Origin of the sequence: Methylobacterium durans, assembly GCF_003173715.1 — a bacterium.
In the GTDB taxonomy this organism is placed as follows: domain Bacteria; phylum Pseudomonadota; class Alphaproteobacteria; order Rhizobiales; family Beijerinckiaceae; genus Methylobacterium; species Methylobacterium durans.
In genome coordinates this window covers 3799441-3824340 of the sequence record NZ_CP029550.1, presented here as the reverse complement: position 1 = coordinate 3824340, position 24900 = coordinate 3799441, and the positions used below count along the sequence as shown (strand labels likewise).

The following is a 24900-nucleotide window of genomic DNA, read 5'->3' as shown; positions in this document are numbered from 1 at the left end:
CTGGCCCGGAGGGAGCATATTGGCTCCCGGCCGGGCTTCTTCATTGTGGCGCGAGACGATGACGATGGACAAGGTTCCGATCACGGTGCGTGGCTTCGCGGCTCTCGAGGAGGAGCTGAAGCATCGCCAGCAGGTCGAGCGGCAGCGGATCATCCAGGCGATCGCGGAGGCGCGGGCGTTGGGCGACCTCTCGGAGAACGCCGAGTACCACGCCGCCAAGGAAGCCCAGTCCCACAACGAGGGCCGCGTGCTGGAGCTCGAGAGCATGATCTCGCGCGCCGAGATCATCGACGTCACGAAGCTCTCCGGCAACAAGATCAAGTTCGGCGCCACGGTGAAGCTCGTCGACGAGGACACCGAGGAGGAGAAGACCTACCAGATCGTCGGCGAGCCGGAGGCGGACGTCCGCTCAGGCCGCGTCTCGATCACCTCGCCGATCGCCCGCGCACTGATCGGCAAGGGCGTCGGCGACACCGTCGAAGTGACGACGCCGGGCGGCGGCAAGTCCTACGAGGTCGTCGGCGTCCAGTACGGCGCCTGAGACGGTGCCCCGTCCCCGCGCAATCCTCGGTGGCCGGCTGCTCCGGATCGCCTGGCCCGCTTTGCTGGCCGCCCTCGCGCTCGTCGCAGGGGCCGCCGCGGCCGACGATTTCCCCCGCCTCAACGGCGAGCGCTTCGCCGACATCCGCGTCGACGTGCGCCCCCTGATCGCGCAAGGGAACGGCCCTCAGGCGGAGGCTCTGCGCGCCGACCTGACGCTGGCCCTCCGGCGCGCCTTCGCGGGGCGCCTCGGCGGGCGCGGTCCGATCCTCGTCGTGCTGGTCCGGGGGCTCTCCCTGCCGCCCTACGCGGGCGCCCAGGGCGGCGGGCGCGGCGGCCTCGGCGGCGGCAACCAGACCGATTACCTCGACGGCGAGGCGCTCCTCGTCGGGCGCGGCGGCGAGGTTCTGGGCCGCCATCCGCAACTCACGGCGACGCCGTCGAGCTACGGCGGCGCGTGGTACGATCCCCTGTCGGAGCGGCGCCGGGTGACCGCGGTCGCCAACATCTACGCCGAATGGCTGCGCCGCCAACTTCCCGCCGACTGACGTGACCGACGTGATCGATCGGAACCCTCCGCCACGCGGCGGGACGCCCACGCCCGCCCCGTCCGCCGCATCGTCGCAATCCTCGCCGAGGCTCCCGAACGTGCGGGCCTGGATCGTCACGGACGGGAAGGCCGGCGACGAGAACCAGTGCATCGGCATCGCCGAGACGCTCGGGCTCGATTACGAGATCCGGCGCGTGCCGTCCCGCGGCCCGTTCGGCTGGACGGCCCCCTGGGGGCCGATCGACCCCCGCCAGGGCCCGGGGCGTGCCCGCGGCGCGCTTGCCGGCCCCTTCCCCGACCTGCTGATCGCCTCCGGCCGCCGCTCGGTGCCGTATCTGCGCGCGGTGCGCCGGGCCACGCAGGGGCGAACCTTCACCGCCTTCCTCAAGGACCCCCGCACCGGCCACGACAGCGCCGATTTCATCTGGGTGCCGGATTACGACGATCTGAGGGGGCCGAACGTCTTCACGACGCTCACCGCCCCGCACCTCGTCACCGCAGCGCGCCTCGCCGCCGCCCAGGCGCGGCCAGACCCGCGCCTCGCCGCCCTCGACGGGCCGCGGATCGCGGTGCTGATCGGCGGCGACAGCCGTCATCTCAGCTACCGGCAGGCGGACATGAAGCGGCTTCTGACCGACCTCCGCAAGCTCGCGGATGGCGGCCGGCGCCTCATGGTCACCGTCTCCCGGCGCACGCCGCCGGCTTTGCGCGATGCGCTGCGCGTTCTCGTCGGCGAGACGGGCGGCTTCTTCTGGGACGGGACCGGCGAGAACCCCTATGTCAGCCTGCTGGCGCTCGCCGAGGCCGTCGTCGTCACTTCCGACTCGGCCAACATGGTCAGCGAGGCGGTGAGCACCGGCGTTCCGGTCCTGCTGTTCGACCTGCCGCGTACCTATATCCGGCACCGGCGGATGTTCGCCGGGCTCGCCATGGCCGGGGCGCTCAAGCCCTTCATCGGTCATTTGGAGCCGCTGTCGTACAAGCCGATCGACGCGACGCCGGTGATCGCGCAGGCGCTGGCCGGCGCCTACGCCGCGCACCGGGACAGGCTCGCCAGCGGCTGACGGCCTCAGGAGACGAAGACTTATGGCTCACACCCACGCCAAGCTCGTGATCATCGGCTCGGGTCCGGCCGGCTACACGGCCGCGATCTACGCCGCCCGCGCCATGGTCGAGCCGCTGCTCATCTCCGGCTTCCAGCCCGGCGGGCAGCTGATGATCACCACCGACGTCGAGAACTACCCGGGCTTCGCCGAGGCGATCCAGGGCCCCTGGCTGATGGAGCAGATGCGCCTCCAGGCCGAGCACGTCGGCACCAAGATCGTCTCGGAATACATCACGCAGGTCGATCTGAAGACGCGGCCGTTCCGGCTGGAGGCCGATTCCGGCGAGACCTATTCCTGCGACGCGCTCATCATCGCCACCGGCGCCCAGGCGAAGTGGCTCGGCATCCCCTCCGAGGCGAAGTTCCAGGGCGGCGGCGTCTCGGCCTGCGCCACCTGCGACGGATTCTTCTTCCGCGGCAAGGAGGTGGTGGTCGTCGGCGGCGGCAACACCGCGGTCGAGGAGGCGCTCTACCTCGCGAACCTCGCCAAGAAGGTCACGGTCGTGCACCGGCGGGACGGATTCCGCGCCGAGCGCATCCTGCAGGAGCGCCTGTTCAAGCACCCGAACGTCGAGGTGGCCTGGAACAGCGAGATCGAGGAGATCTGCGGCACGCTGAGCCCCGCCCCGAACGTCACGCATGTGCGCCTCAGGGACACCCGCACCGGCGCCATCACCGAGCGGCCGACCGACGGCGTCTTCGTCGCCATCGGCCACACGCCGGCGACCGCGATCTTCGAGGGGCAGCTCCCCATGCGTCACGGGGGTATCTCACGGTGAAGCCGGGGACCGCCGAGACCGAGATCCCGGGCGTCTTCGCGGCGGGCGACGTGACGGACGACGTCTACCGGCAGGCGATCACCGCGGCCGGGATGGGCTGCATGGCCGCGCTCGAGGCCGAGAAGTTCCTGGCGAATCTTGAGGTGGGCGAGAGCCCGCAGCAGGCTGCCGCCGAGTAGCCCGACGCGTCGCGCGCAGGATCGTGCCGTTCTCGGCGGGAGATGGCGGCCGAGAGGTTCGCGGGTCCACGGGGCTGAGCCTCGCGCGGGCGAGACCAACCCGACCGTCCCGACCCGGGGTGAGACTGCGTGGCCTTGCCGCCGAGGAACGATTTCGCGCCAGGCGACACCGTTTCCTCGAGCCGTCAACAAAATCTTCGCAAATGGACTTGCGTTATGGTGCAACCAAATCGCAAGAGGGAAGTCCTATCCTGACGATGTCGGCGTCCGCCGCCATCGTCTCGTCCCGCATCGACGGCCGGCGCATCATCGATGGACCGCCGCGACTGCTTGGGCAGAAGGGGCGGCGCGCAACGGTGTAGCCCGCGCCAGCGGACGGACTCACGGGACGGCAGCGTCCCGGGTGCCCGACCGCCTTCGGGGAGTTCGACGGTGGACTGGGACAAGATCCGGATCTTCCTCAACGTGGCGGAAGCCGGCAGCTTCACGCGGGCGGGCGACGACATCGGCCTCAGCCAATCCGCGGTGAGCCGCCAGATCAGCGCGCTGGAGCGCGAGCTGCGCGCGCCCCTGTTCCACCGCCATGCCCGCGGCCTGATCCTGACCGAGCAGGGCGACCTGCTGTTTCGCGCCGCGCGGGACATGAAGCTGCGCCTGGAGAACACCAAGGCCCGCCTCGTCGAGACGAGCGAGCGGCCGACCGGCGACCTCAAGGTCACGACGACGGTCGGCCTCGGCACGTCCTGGCTCGCGCAGCGCGTCTCCGAGTTCCTCGACCTCTACCCGGATGTCCGCGTCGAGCTGATCCTCACCAACGAGGAGCTCGACCTCGCCATGCGCGAGGCCGACGTGGCGATCCGGATGCGGCGTCCCGCCCAGCCCGACCTGATCCAGCGCCGGCTCTTCACGGTCCACTACCACGCCTTCGCGAGCCAGGATTACATCAAGCGCTTCGGCGAGCCGAAGACGATCGACGATCTCGACGAGCACCGCCTCGTCTCGTTCGGCGGCAACGAGCCGTCCTACCTCCTGGCAGCCCACTGGCTCGCCAGCATCGGCCGCGAGGGGCGCGAGCGCCGGCCGGTCCATTTCACGGTCAACAATATCGCCGCCCTGCAGGTGGCGATGGAGACCGGCGTCGGGATCGGCATCCTGCCGGATTACGCGGTCGACGGCACCACGAACCTCGTTCAGGTGCTGGGCGAAAGCGACATGCCGAGCCTGGAGAGCTACCTCGTCTACGCCGAGGAGATGCGCTCGGTCGCCCGCGTCCAGGCCTTCCGCGACTTCCTAGTCACGAAGGCTCAGCGCTGGACCTATTGAGGGCGCGTCTTCAGACGAACAGCCGCTCCTTCTCAAGCCCCTTATAGAGGTCGGCGACCTGCTCGCCGTAGCCGTTGTAGATCAAGGTCGGCACGCGCTGGTCGGTGCCGAGCACGCGCTCGCTCGCCTGGCTCCAGCGGGGATGCGGCACGGCCGGGTTCACGTTCGCCCAGAAGCCGTACTCGGAGGCCTGCAGCCCCTCCCAGAAGGTCTTCGGACGCTCGGCCACGAACGACACCTTCACGAGGGACTTGGCCGACTTGAAGCCGTACTTCCACGGCACCGCGAGCCGGATCGGAGCTCCGAACTGGTTCGGCAACGGCTTGCCGTAGATGCCGGTGACCATGAAGGCGAGGTCGTTGTTCGCCTCGGCCATGGTCAGCCCCTCGACGTAGGGCCACGGGTAGAAGAACTGCCGCTGGCCGGGCGCCATGGCCTTGTCGAGGAACGTCTGGAACTGGACGTACTTCGCGCCCGAAGCAGGCTTGGCAAGCGCCACGAGCTTCGCGAGCGGGAAGCCGGTCCACGGCACAGCCATCGACCACGCCTCGACGCAGCGGTGCCGGTAGAGCCGCTCCTCCAGCCCGACCTTGCGGATCAGGTCATCCACGCCGATCTCGAAGGGCTTCTCGACGAGGCCGTCGATCTTGATCGTCCACGGCTTCGTCTTCAGGGCATTCGCGGCCGGCAGCACGGTCTTCGAGGTGCCGAACTCGTAGAAGTTGTTGTAGTCGCCGCTGTAGCGCTCGGGGGTCACGGCCCGGTCGAGGGTGAAGCCCTCGTTGCGGCGGGCCGGATAGAGCGCGTCCTCGGCCGACGCGGCATCCCAGCCGATGGCCGAGCCGGCCACGAGCCCGGCCGCGCCGCCGAGGAGCGCGCGGCGGCTGAGGAACACGCCCTCCGGTGTTGCCATGTGCTCCGGCATCTCCCAGCCGCGACGACGCTTGATGTGCATGGCGTTTCCCTGAAATTCGACGCCCCGTCCGGGACGCACTGCCGCTGCGTCCCGGTACTTCGTCAACGGCGGCCGAAAGGTTTCAGGCCCGCGACAGAATGGCCCCTGCGTCCGCGCGGCAGGCTCAGGCCGCGCCGGGAGGCACGTCCCGCAGCGCGCGGCGCAGCACCTTGCCGACATTCGTCTTCGGCAGAGCCTCGTGGAACACGACGCTGCGCGGCACCTTGTAGGGTGTCAGCTGGGTGCGCGCATGGGCGCGGATCACGTCCTGGGTGGCGCTCTTGTCGCGCAGCACCACGTGGGCGACGACCATCTCACCCGATTCCGCCGACGGCGCGCCGACGACCGCGCATTCAAGCACGGCGGGATGACTCGCCAGCACGTCCTCGACCTCGTTCGGGTAGACGTTGAACCCCGAGACGATGATCATGTCCTTCATCCGGTCGACGATCCGGATCTGGCCGTCCGCCAGCATCACGCCCACGTCGCCGGTCCGGAAGAACCCGTCGGCGGTGGTGGCCTTGGCGGTCTCGTCCGGCCGCTTCCAGTAGCCCTTCATCACCTGGGGGCCGCGCACGCAGATCTCGCCCGGCTCGCCGAGCGGCGCGGGCATCCCGTCCTCGCCGCGGATCGACACCTCCGTCGAGGGCAGCGGAAAGCCGATCGTACCGGACCACTCGGAGAGGCGGTGCGGATTCACGCAGACGACCGGCGACGTCTCGGAGAGGCCGTATCCCTCCACGATCGCCTGCCCCGTCGCCTGTTTCCAGCGGCTCGCGACGGCCTTCTGCACGGCCATGCCGCCCGCCACCACGTAATCGACGTGGGAGAAGTCGACCGTACCGATCTTCGGATGGTTGTTGAGCAGGTTGAACAGCGTGTTCACGCCTGAGAAATGCGTGAAATGGCTCTTGGCCAGCGTCTTGATGAAGCCGTCGGCGTCGCGCGGGTTCGGGATCAGCAGGCAGTTTCCGCCGAGCCGCATGAAGAAGAAGAAGCAGCAGGTCAGCGCGAAGATGTGGTAGAGCGGCAGTGCCGTCACCATGGTGCGCCGCTCGGCCGTGTCGCAGGCGCCGAACCAGAGCTGGCACTGCTCCACATTGGCCATGATGTTGCGGTGGGTCAGCATCGCGGCCTTGGCGAGGCCGGTGGTGCCGCCCGTGTATTGGAGGAAGGCGATGTCCTCCGGCGCGATCTCGACCCGCTGCCGCCGCAGGCTCCGGCCCGCCTTCACGGCGGCCTCGAAGCGGGTCGTCGTCGCGGGCGGGAGCACGTAGGGCTTCACCGCCTTCTTGACGTGGCGCGAGGCGAGGTCGAGGACCTTGCCCTTGAGGCCGAGCCCGTCGCCGGGACCGGCCACGACGATCCGCTCCAGGCTGAGGTCCGGCAGGGCCTCGGCGACGGTGTGGCCGAAATTCTCCAGGACGATCAGCACCCGCGCGCCGGAATCGTTGAGCTGCGCGATCAGCTCGCGGGGCGTGTAGAGCGGGTTGACGTTCACGGCCGTGCAGCCGGAGATGAGAACGGCGAACAGGGCCACCGGATAGGCGGCGACGTTCGGCATCATGATCGCGACGCGGTCGCCCCTGCCAAGCCCCTGACCCTGCAACCATGCCGCGAGTGCCTCGGACCGGGCTCCGAGCTCGGCATAGGTGATCGATGTGCCGAAACTGATGATCGCCGCCCTGTCGCCGTACTGCCGGACGCTGTTCTCGAACAGGTCGGCGAGTGTGCCGAGCCGGTCGAGATCGATCTCGGCCGGCACGCCGGGCGGATAGGCGGCCAGCCAGGGCCGCTCGGCACGGATGTCTTGGATCACGGCGATCCTCCCTCTTGTCTCGGCGGCTCGTGGCTGCCGTGGGTTTGCCCCATTGCCCACCGGATTAGCGGGATCGTGCCGGGTTGATCAAGAGATTTCGGGAATAAGTATGTGACCGAAGCGCCGTGATCACGCTGTGTGGAAAGAGGCCGGTGACCAGCAATCCGGCCAGAATTCCGAACTGCGGTATGCTGAGCGGCCGCCGTGGCCAGAAGCCGACTCCGGCCTCGCGGGCAAGGCCAAGCACGGCAAATCCGACCCACAGGGCGAGGAAGCGCAGGAGCACGCTGGCGACGTTCGAGCGGATGGCCCGCCACCAGCCCTCGCGGGGGCGTTGGCCGCGGTTCGTGACGAGGACCGCGAGGCCGAGCGCCGTGCCGAACATGGCGGCGGCGGCGGCACTGCCGAGGGCGTAGGCGAGCCAGAACGGCAGCTGATTGAGGAAGCCGATGCCGCCGGTCGCGAAGCCCGCACGCAGCACGAGCCCTCCGAACGTCGGGTGCAGGCTCGCGGCGAGGACGAGGGCGAGGCCGAAGACGCAGCCGACGACGCGGCGCGGGACCGAGGCCGGACCCGGCCCGAGGGCGACCGCGAGGATCCGCGCCGCAGCGTAGACGATCGCGAAGGCGAAGAGCGGGTACTGGTCGAGGAAGAAGCCGTAGAAGCGGGCCTGCAGGGCGGGCGGCAGGGCGGTTCCCTGGTCGAATCCCGTCGCCGCGACGAGCGCGGCGGCGAGGAGCGCCGCAACGAGCGGCGCGAAGGCGACGAGGAGGTCGGGCCTCATGGCAGGGCACGCGGCCGTCGAGGGCACCGACGGAACGCGAGCCGAATGCCACGGAGGCGGCGGGCAGAGAACCGCTGAGCCATTCCGCCTCCTCTGCGCGCGCTCCCGAGACGATGCTGGCGCCTACTTCGCCTCGTAGTGATCGCGTACCAGCCGGTCGAGGAGGCGCACCCCCCAGCCGGCGCCCCAGCTCCGGTTGATCTCGGTCGCGTTCGAGGACATGCCGACGCCCGCGATGTCGAGATGCGCCCAGGGAACGTCGTTGACGTAGCGCTTGATGAAGGAGGCCGCCGTCGCCGCACCGCCGTGGCGGCCGCCGGTGTTCTTCATGTCGGCGAATTTCGAGTCGATCGCCTTGTCGAAGGAGGGCGCAAGCGGCATCCGCCAGACCTTCTCGCCCGTCGCCTCGCCGGCCGCCGTGATCCGCGCCGCCAGCTCGTCGTCGTTGGAGAACAGGCCCGCGATGTCCTGACCGAGCGCCACGATGATCGCGCCCGTCAGCGTCGCGAGATCGATCATGAACTTCGGCTTGTAGGCGCTCTGGACGTGCCAGATCACATCGGCCAGCACGAGGCGGCCCTCCGCATCCGTGTTGATGACCTCGATGGTCTGGCCGGACATGGAGGTGACGATGTCGGAGGGGCGGTAGGAGCCGCCGTCCGGCATGTTCTCGACGATGCCGATGGCGCCGACCACATTCACCTTCGCCTTGCGGCTCGCGAGCGCGTGCAGCGTGCCGACGACGGCAGCGGCGCCGCCCATGTCGCCCTTCATGTCCTCCATGCCGCCGGCCGACTTGATCGAGACGCCGCCCGAATCGAACACGACGCCCTTGCCGATCAGCGCCACCGGCGCCTCGGAACGATCGGCCGCCCCGTTCCAGCGCATCACCACGATCCTGGGCTCGCGCACCGAGCCCTGGGCCACGGCGAGGAGCGCGCCCATGCCGAGCTCGCGCATCCGGGCAGGCTCCAGAACCTCCACCTCGACGCCGAGCTTGGTGAGTTCCGAGGCGCGGCGGGCGAACTCCTCCGGGTAGAGGACGTTCGGCGGCTCGTTGATGAGGTCGCGGGCGATCAGGACACCCTCGGCCACCGCGTCGGACGCCTTCGCGGCCTGGGCTGCGGCCTCGTGCTCGGGCAATAGCAGGTGGAGCGTGGTGCCGCCGTTCTCGTCGGCGTCGGGCTTCTTCTTGGTTTTGTAGCGATCGAAGCTGTAGCTACGCAGGCGCGCGCCGAGGGCGAAGTCGGCAGCGTTCTCCGCGCTGACGGCGGAGCCGTTCGCGCCGAGCACCACGCGCGCGGTACGGCCCGAGAGTTTGCCGGCGGTGAAGCCGCCGAGGACCGGCCAATCGGTCTTGGCGCGGTCCTTCTCGGAGCCGAGGCCGATCACCAGGAGGCGGTCCGCCTCGATCCCGGCCGGAGCCGGCAGGACTAGGGCTGAGAGCGAGCGGCCCTTGAACTTCTCGGCCGCGGCGGCCCGGGCGACGAGATCGGCCCCGCCGTTGCCGAGCACGTCGCGCGCCGCGCCGCTCAAAGAGAGGTCGTCGCCGACGAACACCACCAGATCGCCGCGACCGGCGGAACCGAGCGGGCCGAAGGTGATGGTGATAGCGTCCGCCATGTCGTTGCTTTCCGTCAGCCGATGATGTCTCTGAGCGCGGGCCGAGCCGCGCGCTTCGCGTGCCTGCCGTCTGCCTGTGTAGCTGCTGAAACGCAGAACGCAACGCGAGCCGGGCGCGCCGCTCCCGGACGCGGCGACACGCCCTCAAACGGCCCCTTTTGGGGCGCCTTGAGCGGGATCGGACGGCGCGGGGGCGGACCGGACGGCGCGATCACGGTCGCGCGAGCGTGACGGGGCGGGCGACCCCATCGGGACCCCAGACGACCCAATGACGCAGATCGAGCGCTATATATTCAGGATCGCGCTCTCCGCCTTCCTCGCCTGCCTCGTCGGGCTGACGGGCACGATCTGGGTGACGCAGGCCCTGCGCGAGCTCGACCTGATCACGGCCAAGGGCCAGACGCTCCTCATCTTCCTGCTCGTCACCGGCCTGTCGCTGCCGACGTTGATCGCCGTGATCTCGCCGATGGCCCTGTTCATCGCGGTGATCTACGCGCTGAACAAGCTGAACGGCGATTCCGAGCTGATCGTGATGTCGGCCGCCGGCATGAAGCCCCGCGCCATCCTGCGCCCCTTCCTGACGCTCGCCTTCGCGATCTCGTTCCTCACCGCCTTCCTGACGATCCAGGTGATGCCCTCAAGCTTCCAGGAATTGCGGGACGTGGTGACGCGGGTGCGCGGCGACCTGATCGCGAACGTGGTCAAGGAGGGCCAGTTCACGAGCCTCGAGAACGGCATCACCTTCCATTTCCGCGAGCGTGGGCAGGGGGGTGCGCTGCTCGGCCTGTTCATCCAGGACAAGCGCGAGGCCGGCAAGACGAAGGTCTACCTCGCCGAGCGCGGCCTCGCGATCGATGTCGACGGGCAGAGCTATCTGGCGCTGGAGAAGGGCAGCGTCCATCAGCAGATGAAGGATTCGCGGGATTCGTCGATCCTGACCTTCGAGCGCTACACAATCGACCTCGCCGCCTTCGCGCCGCCCGATGCCGAGATCGTCTACAAGCCGCGCGAGCGCTCGACGACGCAGCTCCTCTTCCCGGACCGGTCCGAGCGCTACTACCTCGCGCAGAAGGGCCGCTTCCGCGCCGAGCTGCACGACCGCCTCTCCGCCTGGCTCTACCCGATCGCCCTCACCTTCATCGCCTTCGCGGCGCTCGGCGACCCGCGCACCACCCGGCAGGGCCGCGGCCTGTCGGTCGCCGGCGCGATCGTCGCCGTCACGGTCCTGCGCATCGCGGGCTTCGCGGCGACGAGCGCGGCCGCCCGCAGCGCCGGAGCCGTGGTGGCGATCTACGCCGTGCCGCTCGTCGCGATCGGCCTGTCGGCGCTCGTCATCTTCCACGGGCCGGCCGTGCGTGCGGCGGGCACCCGCCTCGGCGCCGCCATCCGGCGTCCGCGCGCGCCGCGGCTCGCGGCGAGCTAGGGACGCCCATGCTGATCGGCGCGACCCTCGGACGCTACTTCGCCCTGCGCTTCATGCGCACGGTGCTCGGCGTCTTCATTACCGTCTTTGCCCTCGTCTACACACTCGACTTCGTCGAACTCCTGCGGCGCGCCGGCGATTCCGAGGGTGCCACGGCCGGGCTGATGGCGCAGCTCTCGCTCTTCCGGACGCCCGCCGTCGCCGAGGGCGTGCTGCCCTTTGCGGTTCTGTTCGGCTCCATGGCGACCCTGCTGCAGCTCTCGCGCAAGCTCGAACTCGTGGTAGCCCGCGCCGCCGGCATCTCGGCCTGGCAGTTCCTGCAACCCGGCATCTTCGTGGCGCTCGCGATCGGCGCCTTCACGGTCGGGGTCTACAACCCGGTCTCGGCGATGCTGAAGCAGCGCTCGACCGAGATCGAGGCCAAGATCTTCGCACGCTCCACGAAGGCCAGCTCCGGCAAGGACCTCTGGATCCGCCAGAAGAGCCTCGACGGGCAGGCCATTCTGCGGGCCGAGACGGCCATCGAGGGCACGACGACGCTCGCCGGCGTCTCGGTCTTCACCTTCGACGAGGCCGGTTCCTTCGTCTCGCAGATCGAGGCCGCGCGGGCGCGCCTGCATGACGGCTACTGGGAGTTGAGCGAGGCGCGGATACTCGCGCCAGGCGTGCCGCCCGAGTCGTTCGGCACCTACCTGATCGCCTCCCCCCTCGATCCGGGACAGGTTCGGCAGCGGTTCACCCCTCCGGATTCTGTGCCTTTCTGGCAACTTTCCGAGACCATCGCGCGCACGGAGCGGGCCGGGTTGGATGCGACCCGGTACCGTCTCCAGTATGATGTGCTCCTGGCCAGGCCGATGCTCTTCGTCGCCATGGTCCTCGTGGCAGCAACCGTTTCCTTACGGTTCTTCCGCTTTGGTGGTGTCGGCAAGCTCGTGCTCGGGGGCGTCGCGGCGGGCTTTGCCCTCTACGTCGCCCGGCAGGTCATGGAGGGGCTCGGCGCCTCGGGGATCGTGGGGGCACCTGTGGCGGCGTGGTTCCCGGCCGTGATAGGAAGTCTTCTCGGTACGCTCACGCTTCTGTACCAGGAGGACGGCTGAGGCTCCGGTCTCGGACGGGTGGCGAGGGACGACCGTGGCAGGAGTTGGGACGCGCGTTGCGTAGGGTCGCCGACATCGCGAAGGCCGCCGGCTTGCTGGCGCTGCTGACGGCCGCCGCTCCTTTGGCGACGGCAACGGAGGCGGCTGCCCAGAAGGCGCAGGCGGCCAGGGGGGCGCCGCCCCGGGGCTTGCAGGGCAAGCCGGGCGACAAGCTCCTCGTGGAGGCCGACGAGCTGATCTACGACAATGACCGGGGCACGGTGACGGCCCGCGGCAACGCCGAGCTGCATTACGGGCCCCGCACGCTCCAGGCCGACAGCGTCCGTTACGACCGCAACGCGAGCCGCGTCTTCGCCGAGGGCAATGTCCGGCTCACCGACCGGGACGGCGCCGTCGTGACCGGCGACCGCATGGAACTGACGGACGATTTCAAGAACGGCTTCATCGATTCGCTGCGCGTGCAGCAGACCGTCGAGCAGCGCGGAGAGGTGGTGCGCACGCGCTTCTCGGCCCCGCGCGCGGAGCGGATCGCGGGCGAGCAGACGAGCTTCGAGTACGGCACCTACACCGCCTGCGAGCCGTGCAAGGACAATCCGGAGAAGCCGCCGCTCTGGCAGGTGCGCGCGGCCAAGATCATCCACAACAACGAGACCCACACGGTCTATTTCGAGGATTCGCGCCTGGAGCTCGCCGGCATCCCGGTGGCCTACCTGCCTTATTTCGAGGCGCCCGACCCGACAGTGAAGCGCAAGACCGGCTTCCTGACGCCGCGCTTCCTCACCTCGACGGCGATCGGCACCGGCGTCGCGACGCCGTTCTTCATGAACCTCGCGCCGAATTACGACCTCACGGTCACGCCGGCCTTCCTGAGCCGCCAGGGCGTGCTGGGCCAAGCGGAGTTCCGCCACCGGCTGGAAACCGGCGCCTACAGCGCACGGGTCAGCGGCATCTTCCAGACGACGCCGAGCGCCTTCCTGCCCGGCCCCCTCGGCGCGGGCGATCGCGACTTCCGCGGCTCCGTCGAGAGCAAGGGCCGCTTCTACATCAACGATCGCTGGACCACGGGCTGGGACGTCGTCGGCGTCACCGACAAGTGGTTCCTCGACAATTACCGCATCCGGAATCAGGCTCTCGTCTCCGACTATTTCCGTGAAGCGGTCTCGACGGCCTACCTAACCGGCCAGGGCGACCGCTCGTGGTTCGAGGCGCGCGGCTACTACTTCAAGGTCCTGTCGAGCTTCGACTGGCAGAAGGAGCAGCCCGTCGTCGCCCCGGTGATCGACTACGAGAAGCGGATCAACGGGCCGGATCCGGTCGGCGGCGAGCTGCGCTTCGAGGGCAACATCACGAGCCTGACCCGCGAGGCGACCGACTTCCAGGGCCTGCCACGCTCGAACGCCTTCTTGTTCAGCCCGAGCGTCAACGGCATCAACTACCCGCTCTACGACACCTGCAGCACCTTCACCCGCTCGACCTGTCTGATCCGGGGCTTGGCCGGCACGAACACCCGTGCCTCGGCGCAGGTCTCCTGGCGGCGCAGCTTCATCGACCCGCTCGGCCAGGTCATCACGCCCTTCGCGTATCTGCGCACCGACGCCTTCTTCGTGAACCCGAGCCTGTCGGGCTTCCAGAACGCCTTGGTGCCGACGATCGCCAAAATCGGCGAGGGCTCCTCGGGCCGCGTGATGCCGGCCGTCGGCGTCGATTACCGCTATCCTTTCGTCGGCGATTTCGGCCGGCTCGGCGTCCATACCCTGGAGCCCATCGCCCAGGTGATCGCGCGGCCGAGCGAGACCCGCATCGGCCGCCTGCCGAACGAGGACGCGCAGAGCCTCGTCTTCGACGACACCTCCCTTTTCGAATGGGACAAGTTCTCGGGCTACGACCGTGTCGAGGGCGGCCTGCGCGCCAATCTCGGCGGGCAGTACTCGGTGGTCACGCCGGCCGGCTGGTATGCGAACGTGCTGTTCGGCGAGTCCGTGCAGATCGCGGGCGTGAACTCCTTCCGGCGCGGCGACATCGCGAATGTCGGCCTCGAATCGGGCCTCGAGAACCGCCGCTCGGACTTCGTCGGCCGGTTCCAGCTCTCGCCGAACCAGCACATCAGCCTGATCACCCGCGCCCGCTTCGACCAGGCGGATTTCGGCGTGAACCGCTTCGAGAGCGGCATCACGGCGCGGTTCTCGCCCTTCCTGCCGCTCTCGGTCTCGGCCTTCTACTCTTATTACCAAGCCCAGCCGCTGCTCGGCTTCAACAACCGCCGCGAGGGCATCACCGCCTCGGCGACGTACCACATCACGCCGAACTGGTTCCTGACCGGATCGGCGCTCCTCGACCTGACGCACTATCTCGACGCGCGGGATTCCTACAACGACGCCCTGCGCACCTACCTCGCCAACCCGATCGGCGCGGTGCCGCTGCCGCCGAGCAGCAACCGCTTCTACCTGTCGGGCATGAGCCTCGGCGGCGGCTATCAGGACGAGTGCACCACGGTCTCGCTCAATTACATCATCTCGCCGATCGCCACGGCACTGGGCGTCCGCGAGCGCAACCAGACGGTGCTGCTGCGCGTCGAGTTGAAGACGCTCGGCGAGGCCGATCTCCGCCAGAACGTCGGCACCCCGATATCGGCCGACGGCATCGCGGCCGTGCGCTGAGCGTTGAGTCCACGCGGCGGCCCAGGCGGGCCGACCAATTCATGACGGCATGATTCTCGACCGCCCTCCCCTCGCGCTCACCCTCGGCGATCCCGCCGGGATCGGCCCGGAACTCGCCCTCGCCGCGTGGCGGGCGCGGAGCGTCAATCCCGGCGTGCCGCCCTTCTTCGTCGTCGGCGATCCCGCCTTCCTCGAACGCACCGCCTACCGGCTCGGCGAGACGATCCCGATCGCCGAGATCGATCCCGAGACGGCGGCGGAGGTCTTCCCCCGCGCCCTGCCGGTCGTGCCGCTGCCGAGCGGGGCCGCGATTGCCGCGGAGCCAGCCAAGCCCGATCCGGCCCATGCCGGCGCGACGCTCGAATCCATCACCGCCGCGGTCGGCTTCGTGCAGGCGGGCCGCGCCTCGGCCGTCGTCACGAACCCGATCGCCAAGTATGTCCTCACCCAGGTCGGCTTCGCCCATCCCGGACACACCGAGTTCCTCGCGGCCCTCTCGGCGGCGCCCGGCGCCGAGCCGCCGCTGCCCGTCATGATGATCTGGAGCGAGGGGCTCTCGGTCGTGCCGGTCACGATCCACGTGGCGTTGCGTCGGGTGCCGGAACTGCTCACCGCCGAACTCGTCATGCGTACCGCTCGGATCGTCGCGGCGGATCTCACGGCACGCTTCGGCATGGCGCGTCCTCGTCTCGTCCTCGCGGGCCTCAACCCGCATGCGGGCGAGGCCGGCACGATGGGAACGGAGGACCGCGACGTGCTGGCCCCCGCGGTCGAGCGCCTGCGCGCGGAAGGGTTGGACATCCGGGGGCCGCTGCCGGCCGACACGATGTTCCATCACCGCGCCCGCGCCACCTACGACGTCGCGCTGGCACCCACCCACGACCAAGCCCTGATCCCGATCAAGACGATCGCCTTCGACGAGGGCGTCAACGTCACCCTCGGCCTGCCCTTCATCCGGACATCGCCGGACCACGGCACGGCCTTCGACATCGCCGGCCAGGGCGTGGCGCGGCCCGACAGCCTGATCGCGGCCCTGCGGCTCGCAGACCGCCTCGCCCGCAACGTCGCGGCAAACCGGCCTGCTCCGCCCAGCGCGGACGTGATCCCGATGAGCGCCTACGCCGACCGGCCGCGCCCGGCCCGTCCGACCCATTTCGAGCCGACCGACGAGCTATGACGACCTCCGACGGGTTGCCGCCCCTGCGCGAGGTCGTAGGCCGGCACGGCCTGGAACCGAAGAAGGCGCTCGGCCAGAACTTTCTCTACGACCTGAACCTGACTGGTCGCATCGCGCGGGCGGCGGGACCGCTCGACGGCGTGACCGTCGTCGAGGTCGGTCCCGGTCCCGGCGGGTTGACCCGGGCTCTGCTGGCGGCAGGCGCCGCCCGCGTCGTCGCGATCGAGCGGGATCCGCGCGCCCTGCCGGCGCTGGCCGAGATCGCGGCGCATTACCCGGGCCGGCTGGAGGTGGTCGACGCCGACGCGCTTGCCTTCGATCCGCGCCCGCTCCTCGGGGATGGCCCGGCCCGGATCGTGGCCAACCTTCCCTACAATGTCGGCACCGCGCTGCTGACCGGATGGCTCGAGGGCGAGGCGTGGCCGCCCTGGTGGGATTCGGCGACGCTGATGTTCCAGCGCGAGGTCGCCGAGAGGATCGTGGCCGACGAGGGCGCGCGGGCCGATTACGGACGCCTCGGCGTTCTCTGCGGCTGGCGGACGCAAGCCGACATCCTGTTCGACGTGGCGCCCTCCGCCTTCGTGCCGCCGCCGAAGGTGACGTCGAGCGTGGTGCGCCTCGTGCCGCGCGCGGCGCCCCTGCCCTGCCGCGCAGGTGCCCTCGAGGCGGTGACGCGAGCGGCGTTCGGGCAGCGCCGCAAGATGCTGCGCCAGAGCCTGAAATCGCTGACGCCGGAGCCGGCCGTCATCCTCGCCGCCGCCGCCATTCCGGAGACGGCGCGGGCCGAGGAGGTGCCGGTGGCGGGCTTCGTCGCGCTCGCCAACGCCTGGGAGGCGCAAAAAAAGGCCGGCGCCGCGTGAGCGGCGCCGGCCATCGGGAGTAATCGTCTCGACGCCGTCAGGCGGTCTGCTGGATCGCCGAGAGCGTCCAGGGACGGCCCGTGCCGCGCACGAAGGTCCAGACCTCGGTGGCTTCGGCCGGCTCGTTCTCGACGACGCGGTTCGTGTTCCGGTCGAGCTTCACGTCCTTCAGCGCATAGCGCATCGCGACCGTGGCGTACTCGGCCTGACCCTCGCCCCAGGCTTCCGCGAGGTCGCCCTGCAGAAGCTTGACGTCCGAGATCCGGTTGACGATGCCGCGGGCGGCGTTCGCGCGCAGCTCCTCCTCGAAGTAGCCCGCCATCTCCGGCGTCGCGATGTTGCGCAGCGTCACCATGTCCTCGCGGGAATAAGCGTCCTGCACGTCACCCAGGATCCGCTCGAAGACCTGGTAGTCCTGCGGGCCGATCTGGACCGGGCGCTGCTGCGGGGGACGCTGCGCGCCGCCGCCCATCATGCCGCCGAGACCGCCGGCCGCCATGCCGCCGGGACCGGGCTGGCCGCGGGGGTCGGGGCCGTTGTCGAGGCCCTGCCGGGCGTAGGGCGCGCCCGCTCCGGCCGGCTGCTGGCGACGGCGGAAGAACCGCACCGCCAGCACGATCAGGCCGACGATGAGGCCGACCTGCAGCAGGAGGCCGAGGAACGAGGCGATGCCGCCGAGGCCGCCGAAGAAGCCGCCGCCGATAAGCGCGCCGAGAAGGCCCGCCCCGAGAAGCCCCGCGAAGAAGCCACCGCCGAAGCGACGACCCTGGTTCGGAGCCTGCATGCCGGGATTGGACATGCCCGGACCCGGCTGGGTCTGCGAGCGCTGGATCGGCGCGGCCGTGCCGGGCGCCGTGGTGGTCGCGGACGGTGCGTTGAAGGTGCGGCTTCCGCGCGAGCCGACGGAGCCGCCGCCGCCCGGACGGGCCTCGACGACCGGCGCCGCGACCGTCAGCGCTGCTGCGAGCGCGAGGAGGGCCGCGGTGCGCTTGCGGCGCGTGGTGGAGGTGAGCATCGATACGCCTCTGCGAGAGAAAACGTGGTGGCGTGAGCGCCACCGACAATATGGTGACGGCTGGGCGGAAGTTTTAGTCCGCTTCCGCGCGGGATTTCGCGTGCGATCCGCAATCGATCGGCGGCGTGATGAAGGCTTCCTTCACGCGGCGGCCGGGAAGATCAGCCGAACGCTGGTGCCGTCCCCTGACGGCTGTCGATCGCGACGGTGCCGTTCTGGCGCTTCATGAGCCCGTGGACGATGGCGAGACCCGCCCCGCGCCCCGCCTCGCGGCTCGTCGCGAAGGGCGCGAGCGCCCGGGCCAGCATCTCGGGCGACATGCCCGTGCCGGTGTCGCTGATCGCGATACCGACCGCGCCATCGGCCGGGCGCTGGATCGTGCGGTCGCCCACCGGCACGGGAAATGTCGCGATCGTGATCGTGCCGCCCCGCGGCATCGCCTCGCAGGCATTGGCCACGATATGGGCCAGCGCGAGTTCGAGCTGCGTCGGGTTGCTCAGCGCCCGCGGCAGATCCGGCGTCGTCTCGACGGCGAGCGCGATGCTCGACGGCAGGGACGGGCGCAGGCGCTCGGCGATCTCGGCGACGACCGCATCGAGATCGACGGCGCGAACCTCGGGCGCGATCCGGCGGGAGAAGGCGAGAAGCTGGCGCGTCAGCACGGCGGCCCGCTCCGCCGCGTCCGTCGAGCGGGTCACGGCCCGCTGGATGAAGGGTTCCGGCCGGTCCGAGAGACGGCGCTTCAGCCCGTCGATGTAACCGATCAGGATCTGCAGGAAGTTGTTGAACTCGTGTGCGACACTGTTCGTCAGGAGGCCGAGCGCCTCGCGCTGACGGGAGAGCGCGAGCGCGCCCTCCAGCTCATGACGCCGCGTCACATCGACCACCTGGCCGAGCCCGTAGGGAGAGTCGGCGACGGGCGCCAGCGTCAGGCTCGCCCAGAAGCTTGTCCCGTCGCCGGCCGTGGCGAGGAATTCTGCGGCACTCCCGTCCACCCCCGGCACCGCGCCGGGCCAGAGGGTCGCGATGCCACGCCCGCACACCTCATCGGCGCCCCGGCGGCTCAGGGCGAGGAAAGCGGGATTTGCGTAGACGAGAGGCTCGCCGTCCCGGCGCGGGTCCGTGAGAAATGCAGGGATTGCAGCGGCGTCGAGGAGCGCCATCCAGGCCGGGTCGATCCCGGCCGCGCCGCTCAATCCGTCCGTTACGGGCTCTGGCATCGCGCTGTCGGCCTCGAAGGGCCAGGAGCCCACATGACACCATCAGGGATAGCGAGAACGGCGCGACCGGTCGAGGGAGGGGCGAGGCGTCCCTACTGGCGCACCCACATCACCCGGGCCATCCAGGCGACGTCGCCGACATTCACGAGCCGATCCTCATGGTCCGGATTGAGCGAGGCGAGCTCGATCGTGCGCGCCGTGCGGCGCCGCATCTCTTTCGCCAGCACCTCGCCCGTGCCGAGCCGCACCACCACCCGGTCGCCCTTGCGCAGGCCCGCCGTCGGCGAGACGATGAGAACGTCGCCGTCCCGGTAGAGCGGAGCCATCGAATCGCCCTGCACCTCCAGGGCGAAGGCGCGCTCCTCCCCGAGATCGGGAAACTCGATCTCCTCCCAGCCCGGGCCACCGGTCGGCATCCCCTCGTCGTTGAAGAGGCGGCCCGCGCCGGCCTGCGTCATGCCGATGAGGGGAATCATCGCCCGCGGGGGTCCCTCGCGGGGCTCGATCAAGCGCAGGAATTCGTCGAGGCTCGCGCCGGTGGCGACGAGAACCTTCGAGATCGATTCCGTCGAAGGCCAGCGCTTGCGGCCGTCCGGGCCGATCCGCTTCGAGCGGTTGAAGCTCGTCGCGTCGAGGCCGGCCCGCCGGGCGAGGCCGGAGGCGGAAAAGCCGTGACGCTCGGCCAAGCGATCGATCGCAGTCCAGATCTGCTCGTGGGACAGCATCTCGGGCTCAAGGCTGGGTCGACCGCTAAGACGCACGGCCTAGTTGTAGGAAAGTAGAACTACGGAGCCGAAAAGGCAATTGAGCTTACGAATGTTTCGGGGCTGCGGCGCGGTAGCTCGCAGACAATGTCATGGACCGCACCGCCGTCGCTGCGGCCGACGGTTGCGCCGGATGCCGCCCCGGCCTTAACGACGGGCTGTCCTATGCGCAGGCCGGAAACCAAGATGCCGCTCATCTACAAGATCTGTCCCGAGAGCCTCTGGCGGGAGGCCGAGCGAACGGGCCGATTCAGCGGCGCTCCCGTCGATCATGCGGATGGGTTCATCCACTTCTCGACGGCCGGCCAAGTGGCCGCGACCGCATCGCGCCACTTCGCCGGCCAAGACGATCTGCTCCTCATCGCCATCGAGGCCGACGACCTCGGCGAGGCCCTGCGCTACGAGCCCTCGCGCGGCGGAGAGCTGTTCCCGCATCTCTACGCGGAATTGCCGCTCTCGGCGGTGCGCGCGGTCCACCCGATCCTGCTCGGGGCCGACGGTGATTACGTCTTTCCGGGCGAGGTGCGCGCATGATCGGCGCCCTCTTCCCCCTCGTCCGCCCGATCCTGCACGGTCTCGACGCCGAGAGCGCGCACAATCTGACCTTACGGGCGCTGAGCCTGATGCCGCCGCGGCGGCCGGCTCCGGACGACCCACGCCTGACAATCGATGCGATCGGGCGCCGCTTCCCGAACCCGGTCGGGCTCGCGGCCGGCTTCGACAAGGGCGCCGAGGTGCCCGACGCGATGCTCGGCCTCGGGTTCGGCTTCGTCGAGGTCGGCGGCGTAGTGCCGCGGGCCCAACCCGGCAACCCGACGCCGAGAGTCTTCCGCCTGGCCCGTGACGGTGCCGTCATCAATCGGTTCGGGCTCAACAGCGAGGGCCTGGCGGTCGTCGCGCGGCGGCTCGAAGCGCGCCGGAGCCGGCCCGGCCTCGTCGGGGTCAATATCGGCGCGAACAAGGATTCGACCGACCGGCTCGCCGACTATGTCGCCTGCACGCGGGCGCTCGCACCCCTCGTCGCCTTCATCACCGTCAACGTGTCCTCGCCGAACACGCCGGGCCTGCGCGACCTGCAGGGCGAAGCCTTCCTCGACGAGCTCCTGGCGCGCGTGGTCGAGGCTCGCGACGCGGTCCATCCCGACACTGCGCTCCTCCTCAAGATCGCTCCCGACATCGATCTCGCCAGCCTCGACGCGATCTGCGCGACGGCGCTTCGCCGGGGGGTGCAGGGACTCGTCGTCTCGAACACCACGGTGGCGCGACCCGCGAGCCTCGCCGAGTCGGAGCTCGCCCGGGAGACCGGCGGTCTCTCCGGCCGCCCGCTCTTCGGTCCGGCCACGCGCCTCCTCGCTGAGACCTATCTGCGCGTCGAACGCCGGGTGCCCCTCGTCGGCGTCGGCGGGATCGACTCGGCCGAGGCCGCATGGACCAAGATCCGGGCGGGAGCGACCCTGCTGCAGCTCTACTCCGCCCTCGTCTACGCGGGCCCGGGCCTCGTGTCAGAGATCAAGACCGGCCTCGTCGCACGCCTGAAGGCGGAGGGACTGACCGGCCTGTCCGCCGTCGTAGGACGGGACGCGGCCGAATTGGCGCGGTCCGCGTGAACCGGCATCGGCGTCGTCCCTGCTCGGGCAGGGGCGATGCCGTCTTGGAGCCGTTCAGTGCCCCTTGGCGGCGATCGCCTCGGACCAGACCACGGCGCGCTTGGCCATGCCGATATGCTGCCGCTCGTACATGCGTCCCTCGACCTTGATGGCGCCGCGCTTGGCGTTCTCGGGAAGGTCGAACGCCTCGATCACGAGGCGGGCGCGGCGCACCTCTTCCTCGGTCGGGGCGAAGGAGGTGTTGGCGGGCTCAAGCTGGTTCGGGTGGATCAGCGTCTTGCCGTCGAAGCCGAGGTCGCGGGACTGGCGGCACTCGACGCGGCAGCCCTCGACGTCGCCGATGTCGTTCCAGACGCCGTCGAGGATGGTCAGCCCCTCCGCACGGGCGGCAGCCAGCGTGAACATGATCCAGGGCAGCATCGGCACGCGCCCGGGCACGAGTTGCGCCCAGGTGTCCTTGGCGAGATCGTTGGTGCCGAGCACGAAGCAGGTGAGCCGGGTGCGCGGGTCGCGGCGGGCGGCGGCGATCTTCTGAATGTTGAGGATCGCGGCCGGCGTCTCGATCATCGCCCAGATCTTGATCTCCGGCGGCGCGTCGAGAGCCTCCAGATGGTCTGCGATGCTCTCCAGCACCGCCGGCGACGAGACCTTCGGCATCAGGATCGCGTCGGGGCACGCCTCGATGGCGGCGCGCAGGTCCGCGTCGCCCCAGGGCGTCTGCGGCGCGTTCACCCGGATGATGATCTCGCGGTCGCCGTATGCGCCGCTGCGCGCCGCTGCGCAGACCTGCTCGCGGGCGAGTTCCTTCTCCTCGGGCCCGACCGCGTCCTCCAGGTCGAGGATCAGCGAATCGGCGGGCAGCGTCTTGGCCTTCTCGAGCGCGCGCGGATTCGATCCCGGCATGTAGAGCACGCTGCGGCGCAGGCGAAGATCGGACATGAGCTGCTTCCTCGTGGTTTGCGGCAACCGTTTAGAGCAAGGCGTCGGCCGTGCCACGAGGCGCCCAAGAAAAATCCGCGATAAACGGCGAAGTTTGATACCGCGCCACCGTGCCAGTGCGGCAGAACCCTTCGGCGACTGCTACGGAAGCCGCTTCATCCAAGCCATCCACGAGAGATCCCATGCCCCTTCTTCGCTTCGACCTGATCGAGGGCCGCTCCGAGACCGAGTTGAAGACGCTCCTCGACGCTGCCCACGAGGCGATGCTCGAAGCATTCCGCGTGCCGCCCGGGGACCGCTACCAGATCGTCAACGAGCACAAGCCGTCGCGGATGGTGATCGAGGACACCGGGCTCGGCATACCGCGGACCCGCGACGTCGTTGTCGTGCAGATGATCACCCGGCCCCGCTCGCAGGAGATGAAGCAGGCTTTCTACCGCCTCCTGACCGAGAAGCTCGAAGCCCGCTGCGGCATCGCTCCGGCCGACGTCATGGTCTCGTGCGTGGTCAATTCCGACGAGGATTGGAGCTTCGGCCACGGGCGCGCTCAGTTCCTCACCGGAGAGCTCTGAACGGACAGAGAGCCTCGTCCGGCAGCTGCGGGGACATCCGCCGCGCCCCCGTTTGGTCATGTTCGGCTGCGAAAGCGGCGCCGTACCGGAAGGGGGAGGACACGCCATGAAGGCAGTCTGTTTCAGCCTGATGCTCGTCGCGGCAGCGGCGGCGCCGCAGTTGGCGCTCGCTGGCAGCAGCACGACGATCGGCGTCGGTTCGGGCGCGGTGGCCGGCGCCATCGTCGGCGGGCCGATCGGGGCGGTGGCGGGCGCCGTCATCGGCGGGGTGGTCGGCTCGTCGAGCGAGCGCGCCGGCGGGCGCCGCTACCGTCGCGTCCGTGCCTATCGTCGCTCCCGCGCCGAGGCGGCTCCCGTTCGCCGCTACGTCCAGCGCGGTGCCGAACCGGCGGCATCCTCGGCTTCTCAGCCGAGCCTGACGCCGCGTGCACCGACGCAGACCGGCTCCGTGTCCGGCTCGGGCTGGAAGGACCCGCGCTGAGCCCGGGCGAGGCTCAGCCCCGGGCGATTCCCGGGCCGGTGCCGACGCACGGCCGGCTTCGAGCGCGAAGGTCTTCCGCAACAGCCTCGGATAGGCGAGCGCCTGGCCGATGCCGCGAGCGGCCAGGAAGGCCAGGAAGGCGATCCAGAGGCCGGTATTGCCGAGCCCGACCCAGACCAGCAGCGCCAGCACCAGCGTGTAGGCGAGGACGGCGGCGAGCATCAGGTCGCGCATGGCCCGCGTCCAGGTCGCGCCGATGTAGATCCCGTCGTAGGCAAAGGGTGTCGCCGCGACGAGCGGTCCGAGCGCGGCGAGCGGCAGGTAGTGGCGCGCCACCGCGCGCACCTCCGCGTTCGTCGTCACCGAGGCGATGAACAGATCACCCCCGAGATTGGCGATCAGGCTCACGGCCACACCGAATCCGAGGCACCAGAGCATGCTGAGGCGCGCGGCCCGCCCGAACGCGTCGACCGAGCGCGCACCGATCGCCTGACCGCACAGGGTCTCCGCCGCGGTGGCGAAGCCGTCGAGGAAGAAGCCGCCGATCAGGAAGAGATTCCACAGGACCGCGTTGGCGGCGAGCGTCACGTCGCCCATCCGCGCCCCGAGCGCCGAGAACAGGGCGATGCCCGCGACGAGCGCGAGCGTCCGGATCAGGACGTCGAGGTTGACGCTCAGCATCCGCCGGAGGGCAGCTGGATCGCGCACGGACGCGAGCGGCACTCGGAAGGGATGGGTGCCGAGCCGGGCGAGGATCGCGAGGCCGAGAACGAGGCCGAACGCCTCGGCGAGCAGCGTGGCCCCGGCCGCGCCGGCGAGGTTCCAGCCGAAGACGAGAACGAAGAGCAGGGTCAACGCGATGTTGGCGCAGTTGATCGCGACCTGCAGCAGCAGCCCGAGATCGGTGCGCCCGCGCCCGAGCACCGCGCCGAGCACCGCGTAATTCGCGAGCGTGAAGGGCGCGGCGAAGATGCGGACGTGGAAGTAGGTGGCGAGCCCCTCCGCCACGGCCGGGCTCGCGCCGCTCACCGCAATGGCGCCCGCGCCGAGCGGCACCTGAAGGACGACGATGGCGAGGCCGGCGATCGCCCCCGCCGCCAGAGCGCGGGCGAGCGTCCGGTCGACTTCCGATCCGTCGCGGGCGCCGACCGCCTGCGCGGTGAGGCCGGCGGTCGCCATGCGCAGCGACCCGAAGGACCAGAAGATCGCGTCGAAGATCACGGCCCCGAGCGCCATAGCGCCGAGCAGCGCCGCGTCGCCGAGGCGCCCGATCACGGCCGCCCCGACGAAGCCGAGCATCGGCGTCGTGACGTTCGCCAGCGTCATCGGCAGGGCGAGGGCGAGGACGCGCCGCCCGGTCACGGGCACCGGGGCGTGCATGGCGTGAGGTCCGACTTCGAGGATGAGAGCGCCGCCTCCACGAGGGAGGCG

Annotated in this window: 19 protein-coding genes and 3 pseudogenes; 13 read left to right on the top strand and 9 right to left on the bottom strand. The window is 70.0% G+C overall.

Annotation, left to right across the window (positions count from 1 at the left end):
- The first annotated feature begins 64 nt into the window (after positions 1–64).
- The 5 genes and pseudogenes from greA to DK389_RS17470 all read left to right on the top strand — a co-directional run bounded on the left by greA (position 65) and on the right by DK389_RS17470 (position 4476).
- Positions 65–541, top strand: a complete 477-nt coding sequence (gene greA / locus DK389_RS17490; RefSeq protein ID WP_191970193.1) for a transcription elongation factor GreA — start codon at positions 65–67, stop codon at positions 539–541.
- A 46-nt stretch (positions 542–587) separates the two neighbouring features.
- Positions 588–1088: a hypothetical protein gene (locus DK389_RS17485; protein WP_418292065.1), complete on the top strand. Its 501-nt coding sequence runs from the start codon at positions 588–590 to the stop codon at positions 1086–1088.
- A 100-nt stretch (positions 1089–1188) separates the two neighbouring features.
- Positions 1189–2154, top strand: coding sequence for a mitochondrial fission ELM1 family protein (locus DK389_RS17480; protein WP_236960140.1), 966 nt, complete (start codon positions 1189–1191; stop codon positions 2152–2154).
- A 22-nt stretch (positions 2155–2176) separates the two neighbouring features.
- Positions 2177–3153, top strand: a pseudogene (gene trxB / locus DK389_RS17475) (thioredoxin-disulfide reductase).
- 432 nt (positions 3154–3585) lie between these two features.
- Positions 3586–4476: a LysR family transcriptional regulator gene (locus tag DK389_RS17470; protein ID WP_109891460.1), complete on the top strand. Its 891-nt coding sequence runs from the start codon at positions 3586–3588 to the stop codon at positions 4474–4476.
- A gap of 10 nt (positions 4477–4486) precedes the next feature.
- Here DK389_RS17470 and msrP read toward each other — a convergent pair whose 3' ends face one another.
- From msrP to DK389_RS17450, 4 genes are all read right to left on the bottom strand, one after another.
- Entirely contained in the window at positions 4487–5431 is a 945-nt protein-coding gene (gene msrP, locus DK389_RS17465) for a protein-methionine-sulfoxide reductase catalytic subunit MsrP (protein ID WP_109891458.1), read from the bottom strand.
- A 124-nt stretch (positions 5432–5555) separates the two neighbouring features.
- Positions 5556–7250 (bottom strand): AMP-binding protein, encoded by a 1695-nt coding sequence (locus DK389_RS17460; RefSeq protein WP_109891456.1) that lies wholly within the window; start codon positions 7248–7250, stop codon positions 5556–5558.
- A gap of 64 nt (positions 7251–7314) precedes the next feature.
- Positions 7315–8034, bottom strand: a complete 720-nt coding sequence (locus tag DK389_RS17455; protein ID WP_194075087.1) for a hypothetical protein — start codon at positions 8032–8034, stop codon at positions 7315–7317.
- Positions 8035–8157: 123 nt separating this feature from the next.
- Complete coding sequence (locus DK389_RS17450) at positions 8158–9657, bottom strand: leucyl aminopeptidase (RefSeq protein WP_109891454.1); 1500 nt, start codon at positions 9655–9657, stop codon at positions 8158–8160.
- 268 nt (positions 9658–9925) lie between these two features.
- Between DK389_RS17450 and lptF the strand changes: the two genes are divergently transcribed.
- From lptF to rsmA, 5 genes are read left to right on the top strand one after another with little or no spacing between them, the layout of a single operon-like run.
- Entirely contained in the window at positions 9926–11080 is a 1155-nt protein-coding gene (gene lptF, locus DK389_RS17445) for an LPS export ABC transporter permease LptF (RefSeq protein WP_109891452.1), read from the top strand.
- A gap of 8 nt (positions 11081–11088) precedes the next feature.
- Positions 11089–12177 carry an LPS export ABC transporter permease LptG gene (lptG, locus tag DK389_RS17440; RefSeq protein ID WP_109891450.1) on the top strand — a complete coding sequence of 363 codons (1089 nt, stop codon included), beginning with the start codon at positions 11089–11091 and terminating at the stop codon, positions 12175–12177.
- A 56-nt stretch (positions 12178–12233) separates the two neighbouring features.
- The gene (locus tag DK389_RS17435; RefSeq protein ID WP_109891448.1) at positions 12234–14834 is read left to right on the top strand and encodes an LPS-assembly protein LptD; all 2601 of its coding nucleotides are present in this window, start codon (positions 12234–12236) and stop codon (positions 14832–14834) included.
- A 49-nt stretch (positions 14835–14883) separates the two neighbouring features.
- Positions 14884–16011, top strand: coding sequence for a 4-hydroxythreonine-4-phosphate dehydrogenase PdxA (gene pdxA, locus DK389_RS17430; protein WP_109891446.1), 1128 nt, complete (start codon positions 14884–14886; stop codon positions 16009–16011).
- Positions 16008–16871 carry a 16S rRNA (adenine(1518)-N(6)/adenine(1519)-N(6))-dimethyltransferase RsmA gene (gene rsmA / locus DK389_RS17425; RefSeq protein ID WP_109891444.1) on the top strand — a complete coding sequence of 288 codons (864 nt, stop codon included), beginning with the start codon at positions 16008–16010 and terminating at the stop codon, positions 16869–16871. Before pdxA ends, rsmA begins: the two co-directional genes overlap by 4 nt.
- 37 nt (positions 16872–16908) lie before the next feature.
- Here the strand turns inward: rsmA and DK389_RS17420 are convergent, their stop codons facing one another.
- The 3 genes and pseudogenes from DK389_RS17420 to DK389_RS17410 form a co-directional block, all read right to left on the bottom strand.
- Entirely contained in the window at positions 16909–17886 is a 978-nt protein-coding gene (locus DK389_RS17420) for a Tim44 domain-containing protein (protein WP_109891442.1), read from the bottom strand.
- Between the two features lie 141 nt (positions 17887–18027).
- A pseudogene (locus DK389_RS17415) lies at positions 18028–19106 on the bottom strand (ATP-binding protein).
- Positions 19107–19198: 92 nt separating this feature from the next.
- Positions 19199–19831: a S24 family peptidase gene (locus DK389_RS17410; protein WP_109891440.1), complete on the bottom strand. Its 633-nt coding sequence runs from the start codon at positions 19829–19831 to the stop codon at positions 19199–19201.
- 225 nt (positions 19832–20056) lie between these two features.
- Between DK389_RS17410 and DK389_RS17405 the strand changes: the two genes are divergently transcribed.
- Together DK389_RS17405 and DK389_RS17400 are read left to right on the top strand one after the other, a co-directional pair.
- Positions 20057–20404, top strand: a complete 348-nt coding sequence (locus DK389_RS17405) for a DUF952 domain-containing protein (RefSeq protein WP_109891438.1) — start codon at positions 20057–20059, stop codon at positions 20402–20404.
- Entirely contained in the window at positions 20401–21477 is a 1077-nt protein-coding gene (locus DK389_RS17400; RefSeq protein WP_109891436.1) for a quinone-dependent dihydroorotate dehydrogenase, read from the top strand. Before DK389_RS17405 ends, DK389_RS17400 begins: the two co-directional genes overlap by 4 nt.
- 54 nt (positions 21478–21531) lie before the next feature.
- Here DK389_RS17400 and DK389_RS17395 read toward each other — a convergent pair whose 3' ends face one another.
- Positions 21532–22416, bottom strand: coding sequence for an HpcH/HpaI aldolase/citrate lyase family protein (locus tag DK389_RS17395; RefSeq protein WP_109891434.1), 885 nt, complete (start codon positions 22414–22416; stop codon positions 21532–21534).
- Positions 22417–22598: 182 nt separating this feature from the next.
- Between DK389_RS17395 and DK389_RS17390 the strand changes: the two genes are divergently transcribed.
- Positions 22599–22988: a tautomerase family protein gene (locus DK389_RS17390; protein ID WP_109891432.1), complete on the top strand. Its 390-nt coding sequence runs from the start codon at positions 22599–22601 to the stop codon at positions 22986–22988.
- Positions 22989–23502: 514 nt separating this feature from the next.
- Here DK389_RS17390 and DK389_RS17380 read toward each other — a convergent pair.
- Positions 23503–24849 (bottom strand): annotated as a pseudogene (locus tag DK389_RS17380) (MATE family efflux transporter); the annotation flags it as partial.
- Between the last annotated feature and the right edge of the window lie 51 nt (positions 24850–24900).

Coding starts and splice junctions, on each gene's coding strand:
- greA (WP_191970193.1), top strand. CDS start 65: ATGGACAAGGTTCCGATCACGGTGCGTGGCTTCGCGGCTCTCGAGGAG.
- msrP (WP_109891458.1), bottom strand. CDS start 5,431: ATGCACATCAAGCGTCGTCGCGGCTGGGAGATGCCGGAGCACATGGCA.
- DK389_RS17455 (WP_194075087.1), bottom strand. CDS start 8,034: ATGAGGCCCGACCTCCTCGTCGCCTTCGCGCCGCTCGTTGCGGCGCTC.
- DK389_RS17450 (WP_109891454.1), bottom strand. CDS start 9,657: ATGGCGGACGCTATCACCATCACCTTCGGCCCGCTCGGTTCCGCCGGT.
- lptF (WP_109891452.1), top strand. CDS start 9,926: ATGACGCAGATCGAGCGCTATATATTCAGGATCGCGCTCTCCGCCTTC.
- lptG (WP_109891450.1), top strand. CDS start 11,089: ATGCTGATCGGCGCGACCCTCGGACGCTACTTCGCCCTGCGCTTCATG.
- pdxA (WP_109891446.1), top strand. CDS start 14,884: ATGATTCTCGACCGCCCTCCCCTCGCGCTCACCCTCGGCGATCCCGCC.
- rsmA (WP_109891444.1), top strand. CDS start 16,008: ATGACGACCTCCGACGGGTTGCCGCCCCTGCGCGAGGTCGTAGGCCGG.
- DK389_RS17420 (WP_109891442.1), bottom strand. CDS start 17,886: ATGCTCACCTCCACCACGCGCCGCAAGCGCACCGCGGCCCTCCTCGCG.
- DK389_RS17410 (WP_109891440.1), bottom strand. CDS start 19,831: ATGCTGTCCCACGAGCAGATCTGGACTGCGATCGATCGCTTGGCCGAG.
- DK389_RS17405 (WP_109891438.1), top strand. CDS start 20,057: ATGCCGCTCATCTACAAGATCTGTCCCGAGAGCCTCTGGCGGGAGGCC.
- DK389_RS17400 (WP_109891436.1), top strand. CDS start 20,401: ATGATCGGCGCCCTCTTCCCCCTCGTCCGCCCGATCCTGCACGGTCTC.
- DK389_RS17395 (WP_109891434.1), bottom strand. CDS start 22,416: ATGTCCGATCTTCGCCTGCGCCGCAGCGTGCTCTACATGCCGGGATCG.
- DK389_RS17390 (WP_109891432.1), top strand. CDS start 22,599: ATGCCCCTTCTTCGCTTCGACCTGATCGAGGGCCGCTCCGAGACCGAG.